Source organism: Pseudonocardia oceani, from assembly GCF_019263585.2.
GTDB classification, from domain to species: domain Bacteria; phylum Actinomycetota; class Actinomycetes; order Mycobacteriales; family Pseudonocardiaceae; genus Pseudonocardia; species Pseudonocardia oceani.
On record NZ_JADQDF010000001.1, the window covers coordinates 3,705,542 to 3,731,486 of the forward strand.

General features: G+C 74.7%; 29 protein-coding genes and 1 tRNA gene. 12 read left to right on the top strand and 18 right to left on the bottom strand.

The window, feature by feature from the left end:
* Positions 1 to 24 precede the first annotated feature (24 nt).
* The 5 genes from I4I82_RS18625 (at position 25) to I4I82_RS18645 (ending at position 4,787) form a co-directional block, all read left to right on the top strand.
* The gene (locus I4I82_RS18625; RefSeq protein ID WP_218592893.1) at positions 25 to 966 is read left to right on the top strand and encodes a Ppx/GppA phosphatase family protein; all 942 of its coding nucleotides are present in this window, start codon (positions 25 to 27) and stop codon (positions 964 to 966) included.
* 1 nt (position 967) lies between these two features.
* Positions 968 to 1,681: a uracil-DNA glycosylase gene (locus I4I82_RS18630; RefSeq protein ID WP_218592894.1), complete on the top strand. Its 714-nt coding sequence runs from the start codon at positions 968 to 970 to the stop codon at positions 1,679 to 1,681.
* Between the two features lie 55 nt (positions 1,682 to 1,736).
* Positions 1,737 to 3,131 (top strand): NAD(P)/FAD-dependent oxidoreductase, encoded by a 1,395-nt coding sequence (locus I4I82_RS18635; RefSeq protein WP_218592895.1) that lies wholly within the window; start codon positions 1,737 to 1,739, stop codon positions 3,129 to 3,131.
* Between the two features lie 248 nt (positions 3,132 to 3,379).
* Complete coding sequence (locus I4I82_RS18640; protein WP_218595903.1) at positions 3,380 to 4,723, top strand: HNH endonuclease; 1,344 nt, start codon at positions 3,380 to 3,382, stop codon at positions 4,721 to 4,723.
* Positions 4,714 to 4,787, top strand: a tRNA-Leu gene (locus tag I4I82_RS18645). The genes I4I82_RS18640 and I4I82_RS18645 overlap by 10 nt, the downstream gene beginning before the upstream one ends.
* Before the next feature lie 11 nt (positions 4,788 to 4,798).
* Here the strand turns inward: I4I82_RS18645 and I4I82_RS35015 are convergent.
* From I4I82_RS35015 to I4I82_RS18705, 12 genes are all read right to left on the bottom strand, one after another.
* Positions 4,799 to 5,026, bottom strand: coding sequence for a hypothetical protein (locus tag I4I82_RS35015; protein ID WP_372451513.1), 228 nt, complete (start codon positions 5,024 to 5,026; stop codon positions 4,799 to 4,801).
* Positions 5,027 to 5,041: 15 nt separating this feature from the next.
* Positions 5,042 to 5,482, bottom strand: a complete 441-nt coding sequence (locus tag I4I82_RS18655; RefSeq protein WP_218593771.1) for a VOC family protein — start codon at positions 5,480 to 5,482, stop codon at positions 5,042 to 5,044.
* Between the two features lie 11 nt (positions 5,483 to 5,493).
* Positions 5,494 to 5,877 (bottom strand): cupin domain-containing protein, encoded by a 384-nt coding sequence (locus I4I82_RS18660; RefSeq protein ID WP_218593772.1) that lies wholly within the window; start codon positions 5,875 to 5,877, stop codon positions 5,494 to 5,496.
* Between the two features lie 51 nt (positions 5,878 to 5,928).
* Entirely contained in the window at positions 5,929 to 6,495 is a 567-nt protein-coding gene (locus I4I82_RS18665) for a dihydrofolate reductase family protein (RefSeq protein WP_218593773.1), read from the bottom strand.
* Between the two features lie 14 nt (positions 6,496 to 6,509).
* Entirely contained in the window at positions 6,510 to 7,736 is a 1,227-nt protein-coding gene (locus I4I82_RS18670; protein WP_226370131.1) for a cytochrome P450, read from the bottom strand.
* Positions 7,737 to 7,799: 63 nt separating this feature from the next.
* Positions 7,800 to 8,765, bottom strand: a complete 966-nt coding sequence (locus tag I4I82_RS18675; protein ID WP_218593774.1) for an AraC family transcriptional regulator — start codon at positions 8,763 to 8,765, stop codon at positions 7,800 to 7,802.
* Between the two features lie 82 nt (positions 8,766 to 8,847).
* On the bottom strand, positions 8,848 to 10,041 hold the full coding sequence (locus I4I82_RS18680; RefSeq protein WP_218593775.1) for an RNA polymerase sigma factor: 1,194 nt from the start codon (positions 10,039 to 10,041) through the stop codon (positions 8,848 to 8,850).
* Positions 10,038 to 10,388, bottom strand: a complete 351-nt coding sequence (locus I4I82_RS18685) for a YciI family protein (protein WP_218593776.1) — start codon at positions 10,386 to 10,388, stop codon at positions 10,038 to 10,040. The genes I4I82_RS18680 and I4I82_RS18685 overlap by 4 nt, the downstream gene beginning before the upstream one ends.
* 27 nt (positions 10,389 to 10,415) lie before the next feature.
* Positions 10,416 to 11,546: a serine hydrolase domain-containing protein gene (locus I4I82_RS18690; RefSeq protein ID WP_226370132.1), complete on the bottom strand. Its 1,131-nt coding sequence runs from the start codon at positions 11,544 to 11,546 to the stop codon at positions 10,416 to 10,418.
* Between the two features lie 37 nt (positions 11,547 to 11,583).
* Positions 11,584 to 12,468, bottom strand: coding sequence for a hypothetical protein (locus tag I4I82_RS18695; protein WP_218595905.1), 885 nt, complete (start codon positions 12,466 to 12,468; stop codon positions 11,584 to 11,586).
* Between the two features lie 127 nt (positions 12,469 to 12,595).
* A complete protein-coding gene (locus tag I4I82_RS18700; RefSeq protein ID WP_225920624.1) occupies positions 12,596 to 13,651 on the bottom strand; it encodes an excalibur calcium-binding domain-containing protein in 1,056 nt (351 codons plus the stop codon).
* Between the two features lie 34 nt (positions 13,652 to 13,685).
* On the bottom strand, positions 13,686 to 14,825 hold the full coding sequence (locus tag I4I82_RS18705; protein ID WP_218591213.1) for an acyl-CoA dehydrogenase family protein: 1,140 nt from the start codon (positions 14,823 to 14,825) through the stop codon (positions 13,686 to 13,688).
* 55 nt (positions 14,826 to 14,880) lie between these two features.
* On the opposite strand from I4I82_RS18705, the gene I4I82_RS18710 reads away from it, so the two are divergent.
* A complete protein-coding gene (locus I4I82_RS18710) occupies positions 14,881 to 15,456 on the top strand; it encodes a TetR/AcrR family transcriptional regulator (RefSeq protein ID WP_225920625.1) in 576 nt (191 codons plus the stop codon).
* A gap of 3 nt (positions 15,457 to 15,459) precedes the next feature.
* Here the strand turns inward: I4I82_RS18710 and I4I82_RS18715 are convergent, their stop codons facing one another.
* Together I4I82_RS18715 and I4I82_RS18720 are read right to left on the bottom strand one after the other, a co-directional pair.
* The gene (locus tag I4I82_RS18715) at positions 15,460 to 16,149 is read right to left on the bottom strand and encodes an alpha/beta fold hydrolase (RefSeq protein WP_218591212.1); all 690 of its coding nucleotides are present in this window, start codon (positions 16,147 to 16,149) and stop codon (positions 15,460 to 15,462) included.
* Positions 16,149 to 16,409 (bottom strand): hypothetical protein, encoded by a 261-nt coding sequence (locus I4I82_RS18720; RefSeq protein ID WP_218591211.1) that lies wholly within the window; start codon positions 16,407 to 16,409, stop codon positions 16,149 to 16,151. The genes I4I82_RS18715 and I4I82_RS18720 overlap by 1 nt, the downstream gene beginning before the upstream one ends.
* Before the next feature lie 110 nt (positions 16,410 to 16,519).
* Here I4I82_RS18720 and I4I82_RS18725 point away from each other — a divergent pair, with 110 nt between their 5' ends.
* Together I4I82_RS18725 and I4I82_RS18730 are read left to right on the top strand one after the other, a co-directional pair.
* A complete protein-coding gene (locus I4I82_RS18725) occupies positions 16,520 to 16,945 on the top strand; it encodes a hypothetical protein (protein ID WP_218591210.1) in 426 nt (141 codons plus the stop codon).
* Positions 16,946 to 17,029: 84 nt separating this feature from the next.
* Entirely contained in the window at positions 17,030 to 17,845 is an 816-nt protein-coding gene (locus tag I4I82_RS18730) for a Bax inhibitor-1/YccA family protein (protein ID WP_172154610.1), read from the top strand.
* Between the two features lie 67 nt (positions 17,846 to 17,912).
* Here the strand turns inward: I4I82_RS18730 and I4I82_RS18735 are convergent, their stop codons facing one another.
* Positions 17,913 to 19,133: an acetyl-CoA C-acetyltransferase gene (locus I4I82_RS18735; RefSeq protein WP_218591209.1), complete on the bottom strand. Its 1,221-nt coding sequence runs from the start codon at positions 19,131 to 19,133 to the stop codon at positions 17,913 to 17,915.
* A 266-nt stretch (positions 19,134 to 19,399) separates the two neighbouring features.
* On the opposite strand from I4I82_RS18735, the gene I4I82_RS18740 reads away from it, so the two are divergent.
* Positions 19,400 to 19,759: a YciI family protein gene (locus tag I4I82_RS18740; RefSeq protein WP_226370133.1), complete on the top strand. Its 360-nt coding sequence runs from the start codon at positions 19,400 to 19,402 to the stop codon at positions 19,757 to 19,759.
* The gene (locus tag I4I82_RS18745; RefSeq protein ID WP_218591208.1) at positions 19,756 to 21,069 is read left to right on the top strand and encodes an RNA polymerase sigma factor; all 1,314 of its coding nucleotides are present in this window, start codon (positions 19,756 to 19,758) and stop codon (positions 21,067 to 21,069) included. Before I4I82_RS18740 ends, I4I82_RS18745 begins: the two co-directional genes overlap by 4 nt.
* On the opposite strand, the gene I4I82_RS18750 is transcribed toward I4I82_RS18745, so the two are convergent.
* The gene (locus I4I82_RS18750) at positions 21,005 to 21,643 is read right to left on the bottom strand and encodes a sigma-70 family RNA polymerase sigma factor (protein ID WP_218591207.1); all 639 of its coding nucleotides are present in this window, start codon (positions 21,641 to 21,643) and stop codon (positions 21,005 to 21,007) included. The genes I4I82_RS18745 and I4I82_RS18750 overlap by 65 nt on opposite strands.
* A 345-nt stretch (positions 21,644 to 21,988) precedes the next feature.
* On the opposite strand from I4I82_RS18750, the gene I4I82_RS18755 reads away from it, so the two are divergent.
* On the top strand, positions 21,989 to 23,359 hold the full coding sequence (locus tag I4I82_RS18755; RefSeq protein ID WP_218591206.1) for a cystathionine beta-synthase: 1,371 nt from the start codon (positions 21,989 to 21,991) through the stop codon (positions 23,357 to 23,359).
* Between the two features lie 44 nt (positions 23,360 to 23,403).
* Complete coding sequence (locus I4I82_RS18760) at positions 23,404 to 24,549, top strand: cystathionine gamma-synthase (RefSeq protein WP_218591205.1); 1,146 nt, start codon at positions 23,404 to 23,406, stop codon at positions 24,547 to 24,549.
* Between the two features lie 27 nt (positions 24,550 to 24,576).
* On the opposite strand, the gene I4I82_RS18765 is transcribed toward I4I82_RS18760, so the two are convergent.
* Positions 24,577 to 24,801: a hypothetical protein gene (locus I4I82_RS18765; RefSeq protein ID WP_218591204.1), complete on the bottom strand. Its 225-nt coding sequence runs from the start codon at positions 24,799 to 24,801 to the stop codon at positions 24,577 to 24,579.
* 60 nt (positions 24,802 to 24,861) lie between these two features.
* Complete coding sequence (locus I4I82_RS18770; protein ID WP_226370134.1) at positions 24,862 to 25,890, bottom strand: sigma-70 family RNA polymerase sigma factor; 1,029 nt, start codon at positions 25,888 to 25,890, stop codon at positions 24,862 to 24,864.
* Positions 25,891 to 25,945: the final 55 nt, after the last annotated feature.

A 25,945-nucleotide genomic window follows, 5' to 3' on the forward strand; every position in this document is an offset into this window, starting at 1 on the left:
GGCACCGACGAAGGAGCCTGGGCAATGTCGCGAGTGGCCGCCATCGACTGCGGGACGAACTCGATCCGCCTGCTCGTCGCCGACGCGAGCCCGGACGGCTCGCTGCGCGACGTGCACCGCGAGATGCGGATCGTCCGGCTCGGCCAGGGCGTCGACGCCAGCGGGGTCCTCGCCCCCGAGGCGCTGGAGCGCACGCGCGTCGCGCTCGCCGACTACACCGCGGTGCTGCGGCGCAAGGGCACCGAGCGGGTCCGGATGGTCGCCACGTCCGCCACCCGCGACGCGGCCAACCGCGACGACTTCTTCGGCATGGTCCGCGACACCCTGGGCGTCGACGCCGAGATCGTCTCAGGCGACGAGGAGGCCGCGCTGTCCTTCGTCGGCGCCGTCGGCGACCTCGACGCCGAGGACGGCCCGTTCGTCGTCGTCGACGTGGGCGGCGGCTCCACCGAGCTCGTCGTCGGCGAGCTGACCGGCGGGAAGGCGACGGTCACGGCCGCGCGGTCGGTCGACGTCGGCTCCGTCCGGATCACCGAGCGCTGCCTGCACGGCGACCCGCCCACCCCCGACGAGGTCGCGGAGGCCCGCCGGGTGGCCGCCGGGATCCTCGACGACGCGTTCGCCGCCGTCGACGTCACCGGGGTGCGCACCTGGGTCGGCGTCGCGGGCACGATCACGACGCTGTCGGCCGTGGCGCTCGGGCTCGACGAGTACGACTCCGCGGCCGTGCACCTCTCGCGCCTGAGCGGCGACGACCTGCACCGCGTCGCGTCGGAGCTGCTGGGCGCGTCCCGCGAGCAGCGCGGCAGCTACGGCGCCATCCACCCCGGCCGGATCGACGTCATCGGCGGCGGCGCGCTCATCGTCGAGACCCTCGCCGCGGAGCTGCGCGAGCGCGCCGGCGTCACCGAGCTCGTCGTCAGCGAGCACGACATCCTCGACGGCATCGCTCGCTCGATCCTCTGACGTGGATGCTGCCGGGTACCGGAGCGTCGCCGAGCTGGACGCGGCGCTGGTCGACTGCCGGGCCTGCCCGCGCCTGGTGGAGTGGCGCGAGCGGGTGGCCCGGGAGAAGCGCGCGGCCTACCGCGACGAGGAGTACTGGGGCCGCCCGGTGCCCGGCATCGGGCCGGAGGACGCGTCGCTGCTCGTCGTCGGGCTGGCGCCGGCCGCGCACGGCGGCAACCGCACGGGACGCATGTTCACCGGCGACCGCTCGGGCGACGTCCTGTTCGCCGCGCTGCACGCCGTCGGCCTGGCCAACCAGCCCACCGCCGTGCACCGCGACGACGGGCTGACCCTGTACGGCGTCCGCATCACCGCGCCGGTGCACTGCGCGCCGCCGGACAACAAGCCCACCCCCGCCGAGCGCGACACCTGCAGCGGCTGGCTGCGCGCCGAGCTCGCCCTGCTGCGCCCGCGCGCGGTGGTGGTGCTGGGCGGGTTCGGCTGGCAGGCGCTGCTGCCGGTGCTGGGCGCGGCGGGCTGGACCATCCCGCGGCCGCGACCGGTGTTCGGCCACGGCGCGCACGTCGAGCTGGCCGGGCCGTGGCCGCTGCAGGTGTTCGGCAGCTACCACGTCAGCCAGCAGAACACGTTCACCGGCCGCCTCACGCCCGCGATGCTCGAGGACGTCCTGCGGACGGCGGCCGCCGCGGCCGGTGCCACCCCGATTCACTGAATCGTCACAGGTATCACCCTGCGGCGAGGAGTGAAACCCCCGTGAGGGTGGGAACATGGGGGTCATGGCACGCAACACGAGGATCGTCGTGGTCGGTGGCGGGTACGTCGGCATGTACACGGCGCTGCGCCTGCAGAAGAAGCTGCGACGGTCCGAGGCCGAGATCACCGTGATCGACCCGCAGCCGCACATGACCTACCAGCCGTTCCTCCCCGAGGCGGCCGCCGGCTCCATCGAGCCGCGTCACGTGGTCGTGCCGCTGCGCAAGGTGCTCAAGAAGTGCCACCACCTGACGGGCCGGGTCACGAAGATCGACCACTCGCAGCGCGAGGTCACCGCGGAGCTGTCGGCCGGGCACGTCACGACCGTGGGCTACGACGTGCTCGTCGTCGCTCCCGGGTCGGTCGCGCGCACGCTCCCGATCCCCGGGCTGGCCGAGTGCGGCATCGCGTTCAAGACCGTGGGCGAGGCCATCTACCTGCGCAACCACGTGCTGTCGCGGCTCGACGCCGCCGCCACCACGATCGACCCGGCGCTGCGCCGCCGCCTCCTCACGTTCCTCGTCGTCGGCGGCGGCTACGCCGGCATCGAGGCGCTGGCCGAGCTCGCCGACATGGCCCGCTACGCCAGCCGCTACTACGAGAACATCCACCGCGAGGACATCCGCTGGGTGCTCGTCGAGGCCGCCAACCGGATCATGCCCGAGGTCGGCCCGAAGATGGGCCGCTACACCGTCGAGCGCCTGCTCGACGCCGACATCGAGGTCAACCTCGACACCCGCGTGAAGACCCTCGAGGGCGGTCACGTCGTCCTCGACGACGGGCAGTCGTTCGACGCCGACACCATCATCTGGACCGCGGGCGTCAAGCCCAACCCGATGCTGGAGAACACCGACCTGCCCCGCGACGAGCGCGGCCGCGTCGTCTGCACCACCGAGCTCCAGGTCGAGGGCATGCCCGGCGTCTTCTGCGCGGGCGACTGCGCGTCGGTGCCCGACCTCTCGAAGGACGACCCGAACGCCAAGACCAGCCCCTCGGCCCAGCACGCCGTGCGCCAGGCCAAGACGTTGGCCGACAACATCGTCGCCCACATCCGCCGGCGCAAGCTCAAGGAGTACAAGCACAACTACGCGGGCTCGGTCGCCAGCCTCGGCCTCTACAAGGGCGTCGCGGAGATCTACGGCATCAAGCTGCGTGGCATCGTCGCCTGGTTCATGCACCGCACGTACCACGTGAGCCGGATGCCCACCTGGAACCGCCGGATCCGCATCGTCTTCGACTGGACCGGTGCGCTGTTCCTGGGCCGCGAGGTCGTGTCGCTGGGCCAGATCAACGACCCGCGCGCCGACTTCCACCGGATCGCCGGTGGTGTGCGTCCGGCCGGCCAGGCCACCCAGCCGCCGATCGGGGAGACCGCGCCGGACCGGGTGCCGGCGGGTGGGCGGGCCTGAGCCTGCTCGACCGGGCCTGACGCGTCCCTCGCGCACCGGGGCGGGCCCGGCCTCCTCCGGTGCCCGACGGCGGTCGGCTGCGCTGCGACCCCGGGTCGGAGTGGCGCACCGGTTGCGTCGCTCGCACACCGGTCGTAGTCGACGCGCGAGCCGCGGAACCGGTGTGCCGCGGGTTCGGGTCGTCCTGGGCGTTCGCAGGAGCAATTGATTCCCACATCGTCGCTGTTCAGTGCGGTATGGTCGAACACATGTTCGATACCCTGATTCGCCGTGCGGTGTCCGCCGACGCTGCGCCCTCGGGTATCGCTGCGCTTGATCTCGACCGCGCGACGGAACTGCCGGAGGCGTTGACCGACGCCGAGCTCGTCGACGGGATCGTCGGCTTCGAGCGGGTCGCGGCCTGGGCCGCCGCCCGGCAGCACGCACTGCTCGCGGAGTTCGCCGGTCGTCCCGACGACGGTCCGCCGGCACCGGGTCGGGCGCGTCCGTGGGCGGGCGACGAGATCGCCCTGGCCCTCACGGTCTCACCCGGGTCGGCCGCGCTGCGGGTGGCGCGGGCCGTGCGGCTCGCCGGGCCACTGCGCGCCACGCGGGACCTCCTGGAGGCGGGCTCGCTCGACGCGTCCCGCGCCCGGCTGGTCGCCGACCGCACCGCCGCGCTCGACGAGGCCACCGCTGCTGCCGTGCAGCACCGCGTGCTGCCGCGCGCCCCGGAGCAGACCTGGGGTCAGCTCGACCGCGCGCTGCGGCGGGCGGTCGTCGCTCTCGATCCCGGGGGTGCCGAGGGCCGGCACCGCCGCGCCCGGGCCGCGCGCCGCGTCGACGTGTACCCCGGCGAGGACGGCATGGCCACGCTCTGGGCGCGGATCACCGCCCCCGACGCCGCCGCCTCGCACGAGTGGATCACACGGCTGGCCCGGGGCATGGACACCGACGGCGACCCGGACGGCGACCCCCGCGGCATCGACGCCCGCCGCGCCGACGTCCTCGTCGCCCTGCTCACCGGCCGCCTCGTCGCGCACCGGGCCGGGCAGGTCGATGCACCGGCGGTGCGCCCGGTCGGTGCCGACCGGCCGCTGGTCCAGGTGACGGTCGCTCTCAGCACCCTCGCCGGCGAGGACGACGAACCGGGCGAGCTCGACGGCCACGGCCCGATCCCCGCGCACCTCGCCCGGGAGATCGCGCTCGACGCCCGGGCCGCGTGGAAGCGACTGGTCACCGACCCGGAGTCCGGGGTGGTCCTCGACGTCGGCCGCACCTCCTACCGGCCGCCTGCGGCCCTGGCCGACCTGGTCCGCGCCCGCGACACGACCTGCCGCAACCCGCGCTGCCCCCGCGCGGCCCGCGCCTGCGAGCTCGACCACGTCGTCGAGTGGCAGCACGGTGGCCCCACGTCCGAGGCCAACCTGTGCGCGCTGTGCGTGCGCCACCACGACCTCAAGGAGCGGCCGGGGTGGCAGGTAGTGCTGCACCCGGACCGCACGGTCGAGTGGACCACCCCCACCGGCCACCGCTACCGCAGCCACCCCCACGACCACCGCGTCCCCGCCGCCCGGGCGCGCGGGTGGGAGGATGGCGCGGCGTCCCCGTAGCCCAACCGGCAGAGGCAGGCCCCTTAAAAGGGTTGCAGTGTGGGTTCGAATCCCACCGGGGGCACCTGACCGGGGCTACACCGCGTCCAGCACGAAGAACAGGAAGCACAGGGACGCCCCGAGGGTGTGTCCGCGAGCTCGCCGGGGAACAGGGCGCGGGCGGCCGGGTCCGGGGCGGGTTCGCTGATCACCGCCACCCGGAACCCGGCGGTGGGCGTTGACGAGGTTCGACTCGGCCGCGTACGCCTCGGCGAAGTCGTCGTAGCCGTTGGCGGCAGCGGGACCGTCAGGGGCGGTGGACACGCCCCGATCCTGGCGTCAGGGACCGTCGACCCGGAAGTCGGGCAGCGTCAGCGTCCCGTCCTCGGCGAGGGTGAGGCCCGGGTTGTGCGCGATCTCCCAGACGTGGCCGTCCGGGTCGGCGAACACTCCGGCGTAGAAGCCGAGCACCGTGGGCCCGGCGGCCCGGGTCACGACCCCGCCGGCGCGTTCGGCGATGTCGAGCAGGTCGTCGACCTCGGCGTCCGACCGCACGTTGTGGGCCAGCGCGATGCCGCCGAACCCGCCGGCCCGGACGTCGGGCACCCCGCAGTCGGCGGCGAGCAGGGCACGGTCCCACAGCACGAGCGCGAGCCCGCCCGCCTGGAAGAAGACCGTCTCCTGCACCTCCTGACCCCGCCACCCGAGCGCCTCGTAGAACGTGTGGGCGCGGGCCAGGTCGGCGACGCCGAGCGTCACCAGGGTGAGGCGCTGTTCCATGCGGAGGCGGCTCAGCCGTGGCCGGAGTCGACGTGGTGGATGTCGAAGGCCTTGTTGGTGATGAACAGGAACGTGCAGTCGGTCTCGTCGGTGGCGCCGTGCTCCATCGTCCCGCCCTCGGGGAACCAGACGAAGCTGCCGACGCCGTAGTCGCCCTGGTGGGTGCGCAGCACGCCTTCCAGCACGTAGATGCCGTGTCCGCACGGGTGCGTGTGCCAGGTGTTCATGAACCCGGCGCGGTAGACCATCTTCACCGCCATCGCGCCCGTCTGCGGGTCGTCGAACAGCGGCACGTGCTCCAGGTTCGCGCCGATCGCGGGCACCGGGAAGTCCTGCCACGGCTCGTTCAGGGTGTCGACGACGGTCACGTCCACGGGCTCCAGAGCACCGGTCACCGGCACAGCCTCCTCGCGGGCCGTTGCGGGAGCAAGGCCTCCGGGTGACGCCTACGCGTAGCGGACCGCGCAGCGCACGTGCGTCGACGACGGCCACACGTTCCCGCCGAGCTGGGTGAGGGCGTACGGGCCGTCGGGCGCGACGAGGGGCGTGCCCGCGCCGAGCAGGACCGGGGCGACGAGGAGGTCCAGCTCGTCGACGAGCCGCTGGCGCAGCAGCGACCGCATGAGCGCCAGCGACCCCCAGAGCAGCACGTCGCCGCCGTCGCCCGCCTTGAGGTCGCGGACGTGCGCCGCCGCGTCGCGCACGACCTCGGCCGGGGCGAACCGGCCCCACGGCGCGGCGTCGATCGTGGACGAGCACACCACCTTGCGGGCGGCGTTGACGTGCTCGGCCATCGGCTCGGCGTCGGCGTCGGCGTCGGGCCAGAAGCCCACGAACGACTCGTAGGTGCGGCGCCCGAGCAGCACGACGTCGACGGTCGGGAGGAGCGCGGCGTTGTGGGCCTCGCTGTGCGAGAAGTCGTCGACCGCCTCGAAGATCGCCCCCTCGCCGTCCGGCCCCGAGGCGAAGCCGTCGAGGGAGATCCACTGCTGGGCGACGAGGCGGCGGGGCACGGGCCGATCCTGGATCACCAGGTGACGTCGAGCGACTCCAGGCCCCGGAAGAAGTAGCTGGCGATGTAGACGGGCTCGCAGCCGTCGGCCAGGCGCATCCCGGGCAGGCGGGACACGAGGTGCTCCAAGGCCACCCGGATCTCGGCGCGGGCCATCGGCGCCCCGGGGCACACGTGCAGGCCGCGGCCGAAGGCGAGGTGCTCCCGGACGTTGGGGCGGTCGAGGTCGACGGCGTCCGGGTCGGGGAACACCGACTCGTCGCGGTTGCCGGAGCCGAACAGCAGAAGCAGCGGCGTGCCGGCGGGGAGGTCGGTGCCGCCGAGCGTCGTGTCCCGGGTCGTCAGCCGGAACAGCCCGCGGTGCGGGGCGTCGCGGCGCAGCACCTCCTCGGTGGCGCGCGGGATCGCCTTCACGGGGTCTGCCAGCACGCGCTCCCGGATCGTGGGGTCGGCGAGCACGGCGTACATCGTCGAGGTGATGGCGTCGCGGGTGGTGTCGAAGCCGGCGACCCGGGCTGCGCCCCGCACGATGCAGTGCGTGTACTCGTCGGGCAGGCCGGGGTAGCCGTTCGCGCCGTGGACGAGGTCGGAGAGCAGGTCCTCGCGCGGCGCTGCGCGGCGCTCGTCGATCAGGGCCTGCAGGTAGCGGGTGTACTCGCCCATCCGCTCGGCCGCGGCGAGGTGGGCCTCGACGGGCGCGAGCGGGTTCCACAGCGTCGTCTGGTCGTCGGTCCACACCTGGATCTGTGCGGTGTCCTCCGGCGGGAACCCGATGATCGCGCTGATCACCGTCTGCACGAACGGGACCGCGTAGTCGCCGACGAGGTCGGCGCCGCCGTCCGGGAACGCGTCGATGAGCGCGTCGGCGGTGGCGTGCATCGTGGGCAGCATCGCCCGCACGCGCGCGCCGGTGAACCCGGCGTCGAAGACGCGGCGGACGGGGGTGTGCGCCGGCTCGTCCTCGTTGACGACGGCGTTGGTCTCGGGCACGTTCCCGCGGCGCAGCACCTCGACGACCGCGGGCGCGTTCGCGTAGATCTTCGGCACGGCCGGCGCGGACGAGTAGGTCCGCGGGTCGTCGATCACGGTCCGCAGGTCGTCGTAGCGGGTCACCATGTACGCGCCCAGCGTCGGGCTCATCCGGGGCGGCTGCGCACGGGCGGCGCGGTAGAACAGGTGCGGGTCCTCCCGGTGCGGCGACATGAGGGGGTTGAAGTCGAGGACGGGCTCGGTGGTGGACACCCGCCCGACGCTAGGTGTGGCCCCGGTCACGGTCGATCCGGTGGACGCACCCCGGTGATCCGATCAGCGCACCGCCCGCAGGTCGGTCGAGGGCGGGCGCCCGTAGCGCTCGCGGTACACCGCGGCGAAGCGGCCGAGGTGGGTGAAGCCCCACCGGCCGGCGACGTCCGCGACCGAGCAGCGGGCCGGGTCGGCGGCGAGCAGGTCGAGGTGCGCGCGCTCCAGGCGGACGCGGCGCAGGTGCGCCATCGGCGCCGCGCCGACGTGCCGCGCGAACCCGGCCTGCAGACCGCGGGTCGTGAGCCCGACGCGGCGGGCCAGGTCGGTGACGGTCCACGGCTGCTCCGGCGCCTCCTCCAACAGGTCGACGGCCTGACGGATCGTCGCGGGCCGCGGCGCGGCGGGGCGCGCGGCGAGCAGGTCGCGGTAGGGGTGGTCGGCGGCGTGCAGGAACCCGGCGACGACGCTGCGGGCCAGCGGACGCGCCACGACCGGGTGCCCGAGCGGACCGCCGGGATCGACGGCGAGGTCGACCAGCGCCCGCGCGAGGCCCCACCACTGCCGGCCCGCGCCGCGGCGGAGGTCGAGCCGCGCCCCGACCGGCACGACCGACCGCACCGGCCGGTCGGTCAGCTCCTCCAGCGCCTCCTCCAGCGCGGCGCGCTCGATCTTGAGCCCGAACAGGCGCCCGCCGCCCGCCCAGCCGTGCAGCCGGGTGCGGCCGTCGGGCCGGTAGACCGCGGCCGTGCCGGGGTCGGCGCAGACGTCGGCGTGGCCGGTCCAGGTGCGCAGGTCGCCGTCGAGCGGGACGTTCACCTCGTAGCCGGACTCGAGCTCGTCGGTCTCGACGCGGATCTCCCCGGTGTAGCCGAGCAGCCCGGCCGACACCGTCCCGAGCGAGACGGCCGACAGCGTCATCGCGAACCGGCGCGGGTCGTGCAGGACCGTGAGGCGGTGCGGGAAGTAGACCCGCCCGCACTCCTCGCGCGCCACGGACGGGTCGGTGGTCGTGATCGACGTGCCGGGCATCGTCGCCTCCGCAGGGTCGCCCTCCACCCTGCTCGGCGAGCGGCGGGCGTCAACGGTGCGGTTCCGCCCCGGCGAACGCGAGTCAGCGGCGCGACCGCAGGAACGCGCGCTCGGCCTCGTTGTCGGTGCGCGCGATCGCGGCCTCGACGGCGGCGACCGCCTCGTCGGACCGGCCCAGGCGGCGCAGCAGGTCGGCGCGGACGGCGTGCAGTAGGTGGTAGCGGTCGAGGTCGAGACCGTCGACGATCTCCAGCGCGGCGGCCGGGCCGTGCACCTCGGCCACCGCGACGGCCCGGTTGAGCGCCACGACCGGGGTCGGGGTGAGGGCGAGGAGCAGGTCGTAGAGCGCGAGGACCTGGTGCCAGTCGGTCGGCGGTTCGCTGTGGACGGCCTGGATCGCGGCCTGCACCTGGTAGGGCCCCGGGGCGTTGCGGCGCAGGCAGGCGCGGACGAGCGCGCGGCCCTCGTCGGCCAGGCCCGTGTCCCACAGCGCGGTGTCCTGGTCGGCAAGGCGCACCAGCGCGCCGTCCGGGGCCGTGCGCGCGGCCCGGCGCGACTCCGTGAGCAGCATCAGCGCGAGCAGCCCCGCCACCTCCGGTTCGTCGGGCATGAGGTCGTGCAGCAGCCGGCCCAGGCGCAGGGCCTCGGCGCACAGGTCGGCGCGCACGAGGGCGTCGCCGGACGGGGCGGTGTGCCCGGTCGTGAAGACCAGGTAGACGACGGCGAGCACGGGCCGCAGCCGGCCGGGCAGTTCCGCCTCGCTCGGCACCCGGTACGGGACGCGGGCGTCGCGGATCTTGCCCTTGGCGCGCACGATCCGCTGCGCCATCGTCGCCTCGGGCACGAGGAACGCCCGCGCGATCTCCGGCGTCGTGAGCCCACCGAGCAGGCGCAGCGTGAGCGCGACCTGCGCGGCCGGGGCCAGCGAGGGGTGGCAGCAGGTGAAGACGAGGCGGAGGCGGTCGTCGGGCACGGGCTCCTCCTCGGGCACCTCGGCCGGGGCGTGCAGCAGCGCCGCCTCGGCGTGGCGGGCGTCGCGGGTGGACTCGCGGCGGTGCCGGTCGATCGCGCGGCGCCGCGCCGTCGTGATGATCCAGCCGGCGGGGCTGGGCGGGAGCCCGCCGCCGGGCCAGGTGCGGGCGGCCTCGGTGAACGCCTCCTGCACCGCGTCCTCGGCGAGGTCGAGGTCGCCGAGGACGCGGGTCAGGACCGACACCGCGCGGCCGTACTCCGCGGTGAAGACGCGGGCCACCTCGTCGGGGGAGGGGCCGGTCACGCGCCGCCCTGGATCGGCCGGACCTCGATCGCCAACGGCGCGAGGACGCGTGCGAGGCGCCCGCCCCAGTGCAGGGCCTCGTCGAGGTCGGCCGCGCGGATCACGGTGAACCCGCCGACGTGCTCCTTGCCCTCGGCGAACGGGCCGTCGGTCAGCAGCGTCTCGTCGCCGTGCGCCCGCACGACGGTGGCCGTGCCCGGCGGGTGCAGGCCGGCCGCGAACACCCAGGTGCCGTCGGCCCGCATCTCCTCGTTGAGCGCGTCCAGGTCCCTCATGATCGGGCCGAGCACCTCGGGCGGCGGCGGGTCGCCGTCGGGCTGGTGGATGGTGAGCAGGTACTGGGGCATCGGGTCCTCCGTCCGGTGGGGGTTCGTCTACTGCACGAACGGCGACCCGGCGGATCGACAGGTTCCCTCGACGATCCCCCAGAAGTCCGACCACACCGCGGGCGGGCCCTGGGTCCACTCGACCTGGGTGAGCAGGATGCCGGTGACGCCGGTGCCGGGATGGGTGGCCCACGAGGTGCCGAGGCCGCCGTCCCACCCGTAGCGGCCGTCGTCGCGCACGGCCAGCCCGTAGCCCCAGCCGTAGCCCTCGGACAGGAAGTTCCCGTCGGCCTGGCCGGGGGAGAGGTGGTCGCGCGTCATCTCCGCGACGGCGCCGGGCGGCAGCAGGCCGCCGGTGCGCAGGGCCTCGCTGAAGGCGAACCAGTCGTCGACGGTGGACACCAGCCCGCCCGCCCCCTGCGGGAACGTCGGCGGGCGGCTCCACGCGCCGGTGGCCGGGTCGTCGGACACCTCACCGCCGGGCAGGTGCATCGTGACGAAGCGGTCCAGCGACGACGACGGGACGTGGAACCCGGTGTCGCGCATGCCGAGCGGGGCGAACACGCGCTCGTGCAGCAGGTCGGGCAGGGACGTGCCGGACGCGCGGGCGAGCAGCACACCGAGGACGTCGGCCGAGGTGCCGTACGCCCAGCGCTCGCCCGGCTGGTGCAGCAGCGGGAGCGTCGCGAAGCGGCGCAGCCACTCGTCGGGCTCGGGCGGGGCCTCGGCGCCGGGGCGGCCCTGGCCCAGGACGAGCGCGTCGAGGGCGCGCTGCACGGGGTGCCCGCCGGGCGGGCCGAGGATCAGGCCGAAGCCCATGCGGAACGTCAGCAGGTCGCGGACGGTGATCGCGCGGTGCGCGGGCACGGTGTCGTCGAGGTCGGCGTCGAGGCTGCGCAGGACGCGGCGGTCGGCGAGCTCGGGGAGCAGGGGCTCGACCGAGCCGTCGGGGTCGAGCAGACCGTCGCCCACCAGCAGCAGCGCGGCCGCGGCGACCGCGGGCTTGGTCATCGAGCTGATGCGGAAGACCGCGTCGCGCTCGAGGGGCGGGCCGCCGGGCGCGATCCGGCCCCGGATCTCGACGTGGATCTCGTGCCCGCGGGCGACGAGGGCGACCAGGGCGGGGATCTCCCCGGAGTCGACGTGCGGCGCGAGGGCGGAGAGGGGCGAGGTGGTCACGGGGGATGGACCGGCGGTGGGGCCGGAACTCATCGCCCTACGAGCAGGTAGCCGGGGGCGTAGTAGCGGTGCAGGGGTCCGGTGTCTCGGACGCGTCGGTCGCGGCCGGACGCGTCGGCTGGGTCGACTTCGTGGGAGGGAGGAGGACGATCGTCTCCTCCTCGGTCGTCGGCGGGGGCGCGACCGTGGTGGTCGGCACCACGACGACCGGAGCCGGCGCCGGCGGCGGCGTGGTGGTCGGCACCACGGCCCGCGGCCGGGTCTGCACGACCTCGGCCACGACGTCGTCGGCGATCTCCTCGATGATCCCGGTGTCCGTGGCCGCCACCGTGGGGATCGGTGCGGGGGAGGTGCGGGCGGTGGTCGGGGCCGCGGCGGGGCGGGTCCACGTGGTCTCGTCGCTGCGGTTGCCGGCGCCGACCGTCACGCCGACGACGAGCAGCAGCGCGAGTACCCCGCCGCCGATCAGGTACGGGACGCGCGGGTCGCGCGGGCGGGGGACCGGCGCGAACGTGATGTCGGGGTGCACGACGTGCAGCGCCGTGGTGGCCTCGTCGGTGACGTCGGGCAGGCGCAGCTCCACCTCGAGCTCGCCCTGCGGCCCGTGGCCGACGAGCGCGACGGCAGCGGGGCGGGCGCCCAGGGCCAGCAGGTCGTGGACGTGCGGCAGGTAGCGCTCGGCCGGCGTCGGGGCCAGCTCGCCGATCCGCCACCCGTCGAGCAGCACCTCGACGCCGGGGCGGCCGGCGTCCCAGCCGATCGTCACCGGGGCGGGCCGGAGCTCCACCGCGACGTGGCGCGGGAGCTCGTCGGCGAAGGGCGCCCACGGCGCGAGCACGGGCTGGTGGTGCTCCACGCCCGTCACCACGACGGTGTGGGAGGCATCGAGCAGGGTCAGGCCGTCGGTCGAGTTCTCGAGCATGGTCCCCTCGATGGAGTAGTGGCAGTCTCCCTGCCCATCGACGATCATCGCTGACCGTTACCGCTCACCAGAACGGGTGGCGACAGTTAGGCCGAACGGTACGGGTGGGTACGCCGAACGGTCGCGGTCACTCGCAGGCGATCCCGTCGCGGTCGCGGTCCAGGTCGAAGCTGTAGCCCGGGTCCCCGGCGCGGATGGGGTCGGCGCCCGCGGCGCGCACCGCCGAGCAGTTCGGGTAGTACGCCGCCTCCGGCTCCTCCACCACCTGCCGTTCCGGCTCGGGCTCGGGCTCCGGGGCGCTCTCCCGCGTGCGCCGCGTCTCCGGCACCCGCGCCGCGGCCTGCGGCGCGACCTCCGGTGCGTCGACGTCGGGCACCGCGACGTCCACCTGCTCGACCTCCTCCACCACCGTCGGGGCGGGCACGGTGGTCGGGGCGGGCGGGACGGGGACCGTGGTCGGGGTGGGCGCCGAGCGCGTGGTGGACGGGGCGGCCGCGGAGACCGTGGGCACCTCGCCGCTGTGGTTGCTCATCGTCGACCCGATCACGACCAGCGCGGCGAGCACGCCGGCGCCGACCCAGAGCGGGCGGCGGCTGCGCCGGGCGCGGCCGGGACCGCGTCCACCGGGGCCGCGACCGGGGCCGCGTCCGTCGGGGGCCGGATAGGGCGAACCCGGCCCCGGCCGGTTGCCGGGCCAACCGCCCCCGGCCGGTGCGGGAGCGGGCCACCCACCGGAGCCGCCGGGCGGCGGCCAGGCTCCGGCGCCGGCCGGCGGGGCGGGCGGAGGGGTGACGGGCAGCGCCTCCGTGGCGCGCGCCACCTCGGGCAGGTGCACCTCGACCTCGATCCCGCGGCGGCCGGGGACGACCACGGCCACGCAGGCGGGGCGGCCCCGCTCGCGCAGCACCTCGTGCACGTGCGAGGCGTACCGCTCGGACATCAGCGGCGTGAGGACGCCGACGCGCTGCCCGTCGATCCGGACCTCGATCAGGCGCCGACCACGCGGTCCGGTGACGAACCCCAGCTCGGCGGCGACCCGGCGGCCGCGTCCGTCGGGGTGCGGCGCCCACCGGACCAGTGCGTCCTGGTGGTGCTCCTCACCCGTGACGACGACCTTGCGGTCCGGGTCGAGCAGGGTCAGTCCCTGCGTCGAGTTCTCGATCAACGCGTCCCCCAGTGGCATCGGCGACACCTAGATCGGGAGAGCGCGGAAGTCGTTACCGCGCGAGCTTGCGGCTGATCACGAGGCGCTGGATCTGGTTGGTGCCCTCGAAGATCTGCATGATCTTGGCCTCGCGCATGAAGCGCTCCACCGGGAAGTCGCGGGTGTAGCCGTAGCCGCCGAGGACCTGCACGGCGTCGGTCGTGACCTTCATGGCCGCGTCCGTGGCGACGAGCTTCGCGACCGAGGCCTGCCGCCCGTACTCGCGGCCGGCGTCGCGGCGGCGGGCGGCGTCGAGGTAGGTGGCGCGCGCCGAGTCGACGGCGGCCGCCATGTCGGCGAGCAGGAAGCCGAGCCCCTGGTGGTCGATGATCTTCTTGCCGAACGCGCTGCGCTCATGGGCGTAGTCGACGGCCGCGTCGAGCGCCGACTGCGCGAGCCCGGTGGCGACGGCGGCGATCCCGAGCCGACCCGAGTCGAGCGCGGAGAACGCGATCGGCAGGCCGTCGCCCTCGGAGCCGATGAGCCGGTCGGCGTCGAGGACGGCGCCGTCCCAGTTCGCGGTGACGGTGGGGATCGCGTGCAGCCCCATCTTCTCCTCGGGCTTGCCGAACGACAGGCCCTCCGCCTGTCCGGGCGCGAGGAAGCACGACACCCCCCGCGAGCCCTCGCCGGTGCGGGCGAACAGGGCGTAGAAGTCGACGATGCCGCCGTGCGTGATCCACGCCTTGGTGCCGGTGATCCGGTACCCGCCGGTGGTCTTCTCGGCCTTGCACGTCAGCGCGGCCGCGTCCGAGCCGGCCTGCGGCTCCGAGAGCGAGTACCCGCCCACGAGCTCGCCCGAGAGCATCCGCGGCAGCCACCGCTCCTGCTGCTCGGGCGTGCCGAACGCGGCCATCGGGTGGCAGGACAGCCCGTGGACCGACAGCGCCACGGCGACGGCCGCCCAGCGGGCCGCGAACTCCTCCAGGACCTGCAGGTAGACCTCGTAGGGCTGCCCGCCGCCGCCGTGCTCCTCCGGGTAGGGCAGGCCCAGCAGCCCGGCCTCGCCCAGCGTGGCGAACAGGCCCTCGGGGTAGGTCTCGGCCTTCTCGTGCTGCTCGACGATCGGCGCGAGCTCCTTGTCGGCGATGTCGCGGACGAGGTCGATGAGGTCGTGCGCCTCTTGCGTGGGCAGCAGCCGGTCGACGGCCATGGGGATCTCCATCGGTACTGGTACGGGTCCGTGAGTACCGCTTACGATAGCTGACATGACCCAGGTCCGCGGCCCCGCTCGGCGCACCGAGCTCTTCGACGCGCTCGTGGCCCTGCTGCTGGACGAGGGGTTCGCCCACCTCACCCTCGACGACCTCGCCGCCCGCCTGCACTGCTCCAAGCGCACCCTCTACGCGCTGGCCGGGAGCAAGGAGCAGCTGGTCCGGGCCGCGGTGGTGCACTTCTTCCGCGGCGCGACCGAGCACGTCGAGGCCGCGGTGGCCGCCGAGGCCGAGCCCGCGCGGCAGGTCGGGGCGTACCTGCGGGCCGTCGCGCGCGAGCTCGCGCCCGCCTCCCCGCGCTTCTTCGACGACGTCGCGGCGTTCCCGCCGGCGGCCGAGGTCTACGAGCGCAACACCCGCGCGGCGGCCCGGCGCGTGCAGCAGCTCGTCGACGCCGGCACGGCCTCGGGCGCGTTCCGCCCGGTGCACGCGGGCTTCGTCGGAGACGTCGTCAGCGCCACGATGGTGCGCATCCAGCAGCGCGGCGTCACGGCGTCGACGGGCCTCGACGACGCCGCGGCGTACGAGAACCTCGCCGACCTCCTGCTGCACGGGCTGGCCCGCACCTGAGGGTCAGGCGAGCGCCAGCAGCAGCTCGGCCAGCTCGGCCGGGCGGTTCTCCGGGACCATGTGGGTGGTCGCGATCTCGTGGTAGCGCCACGCGGGCGAGGTGCGGGCACGCGCCGCGGAGGCGTCGAACAGCGCACCGTTCGGGTCCTCGGTCGCCCGGATGTAGGTGAGCCCGACGCCGCGCTCCTCCACCGGCACCGAGGTGCGCACCGGCTCGGTGAGCGTGCGCATCGGCTGCGCGTGGCGCCGCGGGTTGGAGCGGGCGGCGACCATCGGGTCGTCGAACGTCCGGATCCCGGCCGGGACCGTCGGCGGCGCGTCGGGGGAGTCGTCGCCGAGCGCACCCCCGGTCAGCGACCGCACGCTGTCGCCGTCGTCGGGCACGAACGCGTCGAGGTAGACCAGCTCCCGGACGCGGGCGCCCGCCTGCTCCATCGCCCCCGTGACGACGAGGCCGCCGTAGGAGAAGCCGAGCAGGACGACGTCCTCGAGATCGTCGTAGTGCAGGACGTTGACGACGTCGCGCACGTGCAGCGACAGGTCGACGTGCGGCCCGGTGAGGTGGCTGCGCTCGCCGAGCCCGGTGAGGCTCGGCGTCAGCACCTCGTGACCGGCCGCCGACAGCAGCCGCCGCACGGCGCGGAAGCCGTACGACCCGCCCCACGCGCCGTGCACGAGGACGTAGACGGCCATCAGCGGGCGGGGGTCCCCGCGTCGCGAACACCGGCGGGGTCGGCCGCGCTGCGCGAGGCGAGCGGGCCGGTGGCCCGCTTCTGCAGCCAGCGGCGGCCGGTGTGCAGCACCTTGGTGACGTTGTTCGGGCCGCGGCGGGCCTCGATGAGGTCACCCGCCTTGCCGAGCACGAACCCCACGACGGGAGCGCCGACGGCCAGGATCAGCCACATCCGCAGGCGCCGGGAGAAGAAAGCCCACATGTTCGTCCACACCCTCACTGCCGGCGGCTCCGCCGGCTGGTGGCGAGGACAGTAGCGCCGCCGTCGGAGGGCTGCCGGGCACGGTCGCCGCACTGTGCGCGGCGCCTCTGCGGCGTACCCTCGCGCCCGTGGCGGGTGACCGCTCTGCCCTGGTGGGGCTCCTCCTGTTCGTCCTCGTCGCAGCGGCGCCGACGGTGACGTTCTGGCTCGCGCTGCAGGTCGTCCCGCGCCTGGTCGGGGCCGTCGCCGATCGCCGGGCGAAACGCCGCCCGCCGACACCGGGTCCCTCGCTCGAACGGGTCGTGGCCGACGTCCGCCGGCTGCACCGCGAGGTGCGCGCGGGCCGCGCGACCAGCCGCGTGCGCCAGGTGGCGCTGCTCGCCGCCTACGACGACGCGCTCCTGACGGCCTGCACCGTGGTCGGCGTGGCCGACCCGCCGCTGGCCGGCGCGGCCGAGCGCGACCGCGCCTTCGCCCGCCTGCTGACCGAGGCCGCGCTGGAGGAGGCGGGCGTGGCGCTGGACCCGCCGCGCGGCGGCACGCGGGCCGCGTAAAGTCCGGCTTTACCGTCGCGGGAACGCGGATGGGGCTTCCTGCGTTGGACAGGATGCACAGCACGTCATCCAGGGAGGAACCAGGTGCGCACCAGCAGCAACCCGGCGTTCCGCAACCTGCCCCAGGGGCAGGGCAACGGCGGGTACGCCACGTTCGACCGCCAGGGCGGCGGCGCGATGAGCGGCGCCTCCGCTTACGCCGACAGCCGGGCCTCGCAGGTCGAGCACGGGCGCGCCGGCAGCGGAGAGCGCCCGATCACCATCGACGACGTCGTGATGAAGACCGGCCTGAGCGCGGGCACCGCGCTCGTGCTCGGCACGCTCACGGCCGTGTCGGGGCTCTACGCCCTCGCGCTGCCGGCGTTCATCGTCGGCTTCGTCGTGTCCCTCGTCCTCATCTTCAAGCCGCAGTGGTCGGGCGCGCCCCTGGTGCTCCTGTACTCCGCGGCCATGGGTGTGGCCCTGGGCGGCATCACCGGCGTCTTCGACCAGATCTACCCCGGCATCGCCCTGCAGGCCATCGTCGGCACCGCGGGCGTGTTCCTCGGGATGCTGGTCGTCTACAAGACCGGCGCCGTCCGCGTCACCCCGCGGTTCACCAAGTGGCTGATGGGCGCCCTGATCGGCGTCGTCGTCCTCATGCTGTTCAACCTGGTGATGAGCCTGTTCGGCATCAACACCGGGCTGCGCGACGGCGGCCCGCTGGCCATCGGCTTCAGCCTGCTCGTGATCGGCGTGGCGGCGTTCAGCCTGCTGCTCGACTTCGACCAGGCCGACCAGGCCATCCGCGGCGGCGCCCCGGCGAAGTTCGCCTGGTACATCGCCTTCGGCCTGATGACCACGCTGGTCTGGCTCTACATCGAGATCCTGCGCCTGCTGAGCTACCTGCGCCAGGACTAGCTCCGCGACGATGACGCAGCGGCCCCGCACCGATCCGGTGCGGGGCCGCTGTGCGTTCGCGGGTTGGTCAGCTCAGGCGCTCGAGCACCATGGCCATGCCCTGGCCACCGCCGACGCACATCGTCTCGAGCCCGATGCTTCCGTCCTTGCTCCGCAGGCCGTTGAGCAGGGTGTTCGTGATGCGGGCGCCGGTCATGCCGAACGGGTGCCCGATCGCGATCGCCCCGCCGTGGACGTTGAGCTTGTCCTCGTCGATGCCCAGGCCGCGCGCCGACGGGATGACCTGCGCGGCGAACGCCTCGTTGATCTCGACCAGGTCGATGTCGTCGATGGTCATGCCGGCCAGCGCGAGCGCGCGGCGGGAGGCCTCGACCGGGCCCAGGCCCATGATCTCCGGCGACAGCCCGGACACGCCGGTGGACACGACGCGGGCCAGTGGGGTGAGGCCCAGCTCCGCGGCGCGGGTGTCGGACATGATCACCAGGGCGGCGGCGCCGTCGTTGAGCGGGCACGCGTTGCCCGCGGTGACCAGGCCGTCGGGGCGGAAGACGGGCTTGAGGCCGCTGATGCCCTCGTAGGTCGTGCCGGCGCGGGGGCCGTCGTCGGTCGAGACGATCGTGCCGTCGGGCAGCGTGACCGGGGTGATCTCGCGGGCGTAGAAGCCGTCGGCGATGGCCTTCTCGGCGAGGTTCTGCGAGCGGACGGCGAAGTGGTCCATCTCCTCGCGGGTGACGCCCTCGGCGCGCGCCAGGTTCTCCGCGGTCTGGCCCATCGCGATGTAGACGTCGGGGACCTCGCCGACGGTGCGCGGGTCGATCCAGGTGTCGGTGCCCGACTCCGCGGTGGCGGCGCTGCGCGCGGCGGCGTCGGCGAACAGCGGGTTCTGGGTGTCGGGCAGCGAGTCGGAGTTGCCCTTGGTGAACCGGGAGACGGTCTCGACGCCGGCGGAGATGAAGACGTGGCCCTCACCGGCCTTGATCGCGTGCAGCGCCATGCGGGTGGTCTGCAGCGAGGACGAGCAGTAGCGGGTGACGGTGGTGCCCGGCATCGAGTCGTGGCCCAGCGCGATGGCGACGACGCGGGCCATGTTGAAGCCCTGCTCCCCGCCGGGCAGGCCGCAGCCGAGCATGAGGTCGTCGACGGTGGAGGGGTCGAGCTCGGGCACCTGCGCCAGCGCCGCGCGCACGACCTGGACGGCCAGGTCGTCGGGGCGCAGGCTCGCCAGCGAGCCCTTGAACGCGCGGCCGATCGGCGAGCGGGCAGCGGCGACGATCACGGCTTCGGGCATCGTCGATCTCCTTCGTGGTGGGACGTTACCTGCCCCGGAGCCTACTTCCGGGTAACACCGGCGGCGGGGTGACGTGGGTCGCTCACACGTCGCCGGTCGATCGAGCGAACGGCACTCTCGCCCGACGTGGCCGGGCGAGAGTGCCGTTCGTCCGGGCCGGGATCAGCCGCGAGAAAGCTCGGCGGGCTTGTCGATTCCGCCGCCGCCCGATCGTCGTCATGCTGTGCGGCACCACGGCCGCACGAGGACAGCGAGGAGCGCCCGACGTGAAGTACATGCTGCTGATCTACGGTCCCCAGCCCACCGAGGAGCCGTCGCAGGAGGACGTCCAGGCGGAGATGAACACCTACTGGGACTACGAGAAGGCCGTCGCGGAGGCGGGCGTCAGCCTGGGCTCCGAGGCCCTGCAGGGCGTCGAGACCGCCACGACGGTCGCGGTGCGGCCCGACGGCGAGCGGGTCGTCACCGACGGTCCGTTCGCCGAGACGCGGGAGATCCTCGGCGGGTACTACCTGCTCGACGTGCCCGACCTCGACGCCGCGCTCGACTGGGCCGCCCGCTGCCCCGGCTCGCACAACGGGAACCGGATCGAGGTCCGGCCGATCCAGGAGTTCGAGGCGCCGTGAGCGGGGGGCGGGCGGCCGGCTCCGCCGCGCTCTCGCTGGAGGGCGTGTTCCGCGAGGAGCGGGGCCGACTGCTCGCCACCCTCGCCCGGCAGTTCGGCGACCTCGACCTGGCCGAGGAGGTCGCCTCCGACGCCGTCGCGACCGCGCTGGAGCGCTGGCCCGTCGACGGTGTGCCCACCCGGCCCGGAGCCTGGCTGCTGACGACGGCCCGGCGCCGCGCCGTCGACCTGCTGCGCCGTGACCGCACCTACGCCGCCCGCCTCGCGGTGCTGCAGGTCGAGGCCGACCGCGCCGGCCCGGCCGCCCCGGCCGACCCCGACGACGACGTCCCCGACGAGCGGCTGCGGCTGTTCTTCACCTGCTGCCACCCGGCGCTGCCGCTGGAGGACCGGATCGCGCTGACGCTGCGCTGCCTGGCCGGGCTGTCGACACCGGAGGTCGCCCGCGCGTTCGTGACGCCGACCGCGACGGCCGCGCAGCGGATCGTGCGCGCCAAGAAGAAGATCCGCGACGCGCGCATCCCGTTCCGGGTGCCGGGCGCCGACGAGCTGCCCGACCGGCTCCCGGGCGTGCTGCGGGTGGTCTACCTCGTCTTCACCGAGGGCTACGCGGCCAGCGCGGGGGAGGACCTCGTGCGCGCCGACCTCGCCGCCGAGGCGATCCGGCTGGCCCGCCTCCTGCGGCGGCTGCTGCCCCGCGAGCGCGAGGTGGCCGGGCTGCTCGCGCTGCTGCTGCTCGTCGACGCCCGCCGGGCCGCCCGCACCGGCGCCGACGGCGGGCTCGTGCTGCTCGACGACCAGGACCGCTCGCTGTGGGACGCGGCGGCGATCGTCGAGGGCCGGGCGCTCGTGGTCGAGGCGCTCACCGGCGGGTCTCCCGGCGCGTACGCGCTGCAGGCGGCGATCGCGGCCTGCCACGACGAGGCCGCCGACGTCGCCACGACCGACTGGCCCCAGGTCGTCGCCCTCTACGACGTGCTCGCGCGCGTGGCGCCGTCACCGCTCGTCGACCTCAACCGGGCCGTCGCCGTGGCCCTGCGCGACGGCCCGGAGGCCGGTCTGACCGAGCTCGACGCCCTGGCGGACGACCGGCGGCTGCGCGGCTACCACCTGCTGCCCGCCGCCCGCGCCGACCTGCTGCGCCGCCTGGGCCGCGCCGACGAGGCCGCCCGCGCCTACCGCGCCGCGCTGGTCCTGGTCGGCAACGAGCCGGAGCGCGCGTTCCTGCTCCGCCGCCTCGCCGAGGTCAGTCCTCCGCCACCGCGTCCGCCAGCAGGACCCGCAGCCGGGCCATCGCCCGGTGCTGCGTGACGCGGACCGCGCCCGGCGTCGTGCCGAGCAGTTCCGCGACCTCCGCCCCGGAGTAGCCCATCGCCACGCGCAGGCCGATGATCTCGCGGTGGTGGGGGAGCAGCTGGTCCATGGCCAGGCGCAGGCGGACGATCTCGGTCGAGAGGACGCCCGCGTGCTCGGTGCCCGGGTCGTCGTCGGCGGCCTCGGGGAGCGAGTCGCTGGGCACGGACCGGTCGCGGCCCCCGGCGCGGAACGCGTCGACCAGCTTGAACCGGGCGATCCCGAACACGAACGCCATGACCGGCGAGCCGTCGGGCCGGAAGCGCGGCAGCGCCTCGCAGACCGCGAGCAGAACCTCCTGCGCGACGTCGTCGGGACCCTGCGCGCCGATCGACCCCAGCAGCTTGCTGCGGCAGAACCGGATCACCGGGACGCGGACGCGGCGCAGGAACTGGTCGAGCGCCGCGCGGTCGCCCGCGCCGGCGAGCCGGGCCAGCTCCTCGAGCTCGACGTCCTCGTGGTCGTCGCGGCGGTGGCGGTCGCGCCTCTTCCTGGCTTTCCAGTCCCCGTCGGACGAATCGTCGTCCTGCACGAACCCCTCCTGCTGTACCTGCGTACGTCGGCCCCACGCGCGTCGCCGTCGTGAGCCGACGGCGCGCGGGACGAGACGGTGGGAGCGCCGGTGCGCAGGCGTGGGCGAGTGCCCGTCGATCCCCTGGGGAGCGTCGGGCCCTGGGGTCCGGTCGATGTGCCCGTCGACCGGTAGGGCTCGATGCGGTTGCTCACCGTAGTCCTGTCACGACGGACCGGCGCTCACGTCCGGGTGAGATCGGCGTATCCCGTCCGGATCCGTACAGATCCGTGTTCGTTTCGTGGACTGCAGGCCCGTGCGCGACCTCGTCCGGGGTCCGGACGCGGCGTGGGGGACGATGGGGGCATGCGTTTCGTCGAGCACGTGTCCGAGCTGGTCGGGAACACCCCCCTGGTCAGGCTGGGGTCCGTCGCGGAGGGCATCGCTCCGCCGGTGCTGGCCAAGGTGGAGTACTTCAACCCCGGTGGCAGCGTGAAGGACCGCATCGCGCTGCGGATGGTCGAGGCGGCCGAGGCGTCCGGCGAGCTGCGCCCCGGCGGCACGATCGTCGAGCCGACGTCGGGCAACACCGGCGTCGGCCTCGCCATGATCGCGCAGCGCCGCGGCTACGAGTGCGTCTTCGTCTGCCCGGACAAGGTGAGCGAGGACAAGCGCAACGTCCTGCGCGCGTACGGGGCGCGGGTCGTCGTCTGCCCGACGGCCGTCGAGCCCAGCCACCCGGAGTCCTACTACAACGTCTCCGACCGCCTCACCCGCGAGATCGAGGGCGCCTGGAAGCCCAACCAGTACGCCAACGAGAACAACCCCGAGTCGCACTACCTGGGCACCGGCCCGGAGCTCTGGGAGCAGACCGAGGGGCGGATCACGCACTTCGTCGCGGGCATCGGCACCGGCGGCACGATCAGCGGCACCGGGCGCTACCTCAAGGAGGTGTCCGACGGCCGGGTGCAGATCATCGGCGCCGACCCCGAGGGCTCGGTGTACTCCGGCGGCAACGGCCGGCCCTACCTCGTGGAGGGCGTCGGCGAGGACTTCTGGCCGACCACCTACGACAAGGACATCTGCGACCGGATCGTCGCGGTCTCCGACGGCGACTCCTTCGACATGACCCGGCGCCTGGCCCGCGAGGAGGCGCTGCTGGTCGGCGGCTCGTGCGGGATGGCGACGGTCGCGGCGCTGCAGGTCGCGCGCGAGCTGCCCGAGGACGCGGTGGTCGTCGTCCTGCTGCCCGACGGCGGCCGCGGCTACCTGGGCAAGGTCTTCAACGACGCGTGGATGTCGGGCTACGGCTTCCTGCCGCCCGCGCAGGGCTCCACGGTCGGCGACGTGCTGCGCCGCAAGGACGGCTCGCTGCCCGACCTGGTGCACGCGCACCCGAACGAGACGGTCGCCGACGCGGTGCACTACCTGCGGGAGTTCCACGTCTCGCAGATGCCGGTCGTGCGGGCCGAGCCGCCGGTGATGGCCGCGGAGGTGGCGGGCGCGGTCGTCGAGCGCGACCTGCTCGACGCCCTGTTCACCGGCCGCGCGCAGCTGTCGGACCGCCTGGAGAACCACATGTCGCCGGCCCTGCCGACGATCGGCGCGGGCGAGGCGCTGGAGACCGCGATGGGCGCGTTCTCCACGGCCGACGCCGCGCTCGTGCTGGTCGACGGCAAGCCGGCAGGGGTCGTCACGCGCTCCGACGTGCTCGCGTTCCTGGGATCCGGGAGCTGACCACCGGCCGCGGGGGTCACTGCTCCGGCGCGTAGCGTGGCGCCATGCCCGGCTTCTCCACGAACGCCATCCACGCGGGCCAGGCGCCCGACCCCACGACCGGTGCGGTGATCACGCCGATCCACCCGTCCTCGACGTTCGCCCAGGACGGCGTCGGCGGGTTGCGCGCGGGCGGGTACGAGTACTCGCGCTCGGCCAACCCGACCCGCACCGCGCTCCAGGAGTGCCTCGCGGCGCTGGAGGGCGGCCGGCACGGCATCGCGTTCGGCTCCGGCATGGGCGCCTCCGACGTGCTGCTGCGCGTGCTGGTCAAGCCCGGCGACCACCTGGTCATCCCGCACGACGCCTACGGCGGCACGTTCCGCCTGGTCGACAAGGTGCTGTCCGGGTGGGGCGTCGAGCACACCCCGGTCGACCTGGGCGACGTCGACGCGTTGCGCGCCGCGATGCGCCCGACGACCCGCGCCGTGTGGTGCGAGACGCCGACCAACCCGCTGCTGGGAATCGCCGACATCGCCGCGCTGGCCGACGTCGCGCGGGGCGCGGGCGCGCGGCTCGTCGTCGACAACACGTTCGCCTCGCCCTACCTGCAGAACCCGCTCGCCCTGGGCGCCGACGTGGTGCTGCACTCCACCACCAAGTACGTCGGCGGCCACTCCGACGTCGTCGGCGGCGCGCTGGTCACCAGCGACGACGAGCTCGCCGAGCGCCTGCTGTTCACGCAGAACTCGGTGGGCTCGGTCCCCGGCCCGTTCGACGCCTGGCTGACGCTGCGCGGGGTGAAGACGCTGGCGGTGCGGATGGAGCGCCACAGCGACAACGCCGAGCGCATCGCCGACCTGCTCGCCGGCCACCCCGCCGTCTCCGCGGTGCTCTACCCGGGGCTGCCCGGGCACCCGGGCCACGAGGTCGCGGCCAAGCAGATGCGCCGCTTCGGCGGCATGGTGTCGTTCCGCGTCGCGGGCGGCCGGGAGGCGGCGCTGCGCATGTGCGCGGCCACCGAGCTGTTCACCCTGGCCGAGTCGCTCGGCGGAGTGGAGTCGCTCATCGAGCACCCCGGCGCCATGACCCACGCCTCCGTGGCCGGCTCGCTGCTGGAGGTGCCGGACGACCTGGTGCGGCTCTCGGTCGGCATCGAGGACGTCGACGACCTGGTCGAGGACCTGAGGACGGCGCTCGACGCGGCCTGAGAGCCCGGGACGCGGGGTCCGGCGGGCTCAGCCCTTGCCGGCGTCCTCGGTGTCGGCGGGGGCGGGTCCGGACGGCTCGGCGACGAGCAGGTCGCCCGCCGCCACGCAGCCACCGACGAGCTCGTAGCCGCCGTCGGCGCCCTGCGCCAGGTAGCCCGGGTCGTCGCAGCCCGCGTCGCGCACCGTCGCCACCGCGACGGCCGCGAGCGCCGCCGCGGCCAGCAGCGGAGCGAGCACCCGCATCCGCGTCATCCGATCTCCCCCCGGGGCGGGGGCCGGCCGGTTCTTCACGGCGGCCCCACGCCCCCGAGGCTACCGGGTGTCCGCGGACCCCGTCGGGCGAGCGGGCGTTCCCGTGCCGGTGAGGCTCGCGGGGAGCCCGAACACCGGGAACAGGCCCAGGTCGAGGAACGTGGCGACGTGCGTGACGTCGGCGCCGGTGAACGTGAGCACCTGCAGGCAGAACGGGTGGAACGCGCCGTCCTCGCCGCGCAGGTAGAGCGCGAAGCCGGGCTGGCCGTTGGCCCCGACCGGCAGCAGCCGGAAATCGCCCGGCCCGCCGGGGCAGCGGACCTCCAGGTGCTGCGCCACGTGGGCGCGGCCGCGGTACCAGGACTCGTAGGGCGGCATCTCCCAGGCGACGTCGGCGGCGAGCAGCGCCACGATCCCGGACACGTCCTTCACCTGGAACGCCGTGACGTACCGGTCGAGCAGGTCCTGCTGTGCGGCCGTGAGCGGCTCCGGGGCGTCGTCGCGGCTGGGGGCGACCTCGTGGATCTGCGCCCGGGCCCGCTGCAGCGCGCTGTTGACCGCGGCCACCGACGTGTCGAGCAGCTCCGCGACCTCCGACGCCTTCCACTGCAGCACCTCGCGCAGCAGCAGCACCGCGCGCTGGCGCGCCGGGAGGTGCTGCAGCGCGGCGACGAACGCGAGCCGCACGCCCGCCCGCGCGTCGACGACGGCCGCCGGGTCGGCACCGGCGTCGGGGCACACGGCCGAGTCGGGCACCGGCTCCAGCCAGGCGATCTCCGGGTTGTCGCGCAGCGGGTCGTCCGGGTCGGAGCCCGTGCCGTGCAGGCCAGCGGGCATGGGTCGGCGGGTGCGGCCCTCGAGCGCGGTGAGGCACGTGGTGGTGGCGATCCGGTGCAGCCACGTGCGCAACGACGAGCGGCCCTCGAACCGGTCGTAGGCCCGCCAGGCCCGGACCATGGTCTCCTGCAGCACGTCCTCGGCGTCGTGCACCGAGCCGAGCATGCGGTAGCAGTGGGCCAGCAGCTCGCGCCGGTAGGGCTGCGCCAGCGCCAGGAAGTCGTCCTGGGCGGGGCGTTCGATCGTGGTCACGGCGCTCTCCCTCCGCGTGGGCACCGGGCGGGGCCACCGAGCGTGGACACAGAGT

Excerpts from the sequence above, each read along its gene's own strand:
- I4I82_RS18640 (WP_218595903.1), top strand. The coding sequence starts at position 3,380 with ATGTTCGATACCCTGATTCGCCGTGCGGTGTCCGCCGACGCTGCGCCC.
- I4I82_RS18685 (WP_218593776.1), bottom strand. The coding sequence starts at position 10,388 with ATGCCCCAGTACCTGCTCACCATCCACCAGCCCGACGGCGACCCGCCG.
- I4I82_RS18715 (WP_218591212.1), bottom strand. The coding sequence starts at position 16,149 with ATGGCCGTCTACGTCCTCGTGCACGGCGCGTGGGGCGGGTCGTACGGC.
- I4I82_RS18755 (WP_218591206.1), top strand. The coding sequence starts at position 21,989 with ATGCGTTTCGTCGAGCACGTGTCCGAGCTGGTCGGGAACACCCCCCTG.
- I4I82_RS18655 (WP_218593771.1), bottom strand. The coding sequence starts at position 5,482 with ATGGAACAGCGCCTCACCCTGGTGACGCTCGGCGTCGCCGACCTGGCC.
- I4I82_RS18760 (WP_218591205.1), top strand. The coding sequence starts at position 23,404 with ATGCCCGGCTTCTCCACGAACGCCATCCACGCGGGCCAGGCGCCCGAC.
- I4I82_RS18705 (WP_218591213.1), bottom strand. The coding sequence starts at position 14,825 with ATGGCCGTCGACCGGCTGCTGCCCACGCAAGAGGCGCACGACCTCATC.
- I4I82_RS18635 (WP_218592895.1), top strand. The coding sequence starts at position 1,737 with ATGGGGGTCATGGCACGCAACACGAGGATCGTCGTGGTCGGTGGCGGG.
- I4I82_RS18765 (WP_218591204.1), bottom strand. The coding sequence starts at position 24,801 with ATGACGCGGATGCGGGTGCTCGCTCCGCTGCTGGCCGCGGCGGCGCTC.
- I4I82_RS18735 (WP_218591209.1), bottom strand. The coding sequence starts at position 19,133 with ATGCCCGAAGCCGTGATCGTCGCCGCTGCCCGCTCGCCGATCGGCCGC.
- I4I82_RS18695 (WP_218595905.1), bottom strand. The coding sequence starts at position 12,468 with ATGCTCGAGAACTCGACCGACGGCCTGACCCTGCTCGATGCCTCCCAC.
- I4I82_RS18710 (WP_225920625.1), top strand. The coding sequence starts at position 14,881 with ATGACCCAGGTCCGCGGCCCCGCTCGGCGCACCGAGCTCTTCGACGCG.
- I4I82_RS18625 (WP_218592893.1), top strand. The coding sequence starts at position 25 with ATGTCGCGAGTGGCCGCCATCGACTGCGGGACGAACTCGATCCGCCTG.
- I4I82_RS18675 (WP_218593774.1), bottom strand. The coding sequence starts at position 8,765 with ATGCCCGGCACGTCGATCACGACCACCGACCCGTCCGTGGCGCGCGAG.
- I4I82_RS18700 (WP_225920624.1), bottom strand. The coding sequence starts at position 13,651 with ATGCCACTGGGGGACGCGTTGATCGAGAACTCGACGCAGGGACTGACC.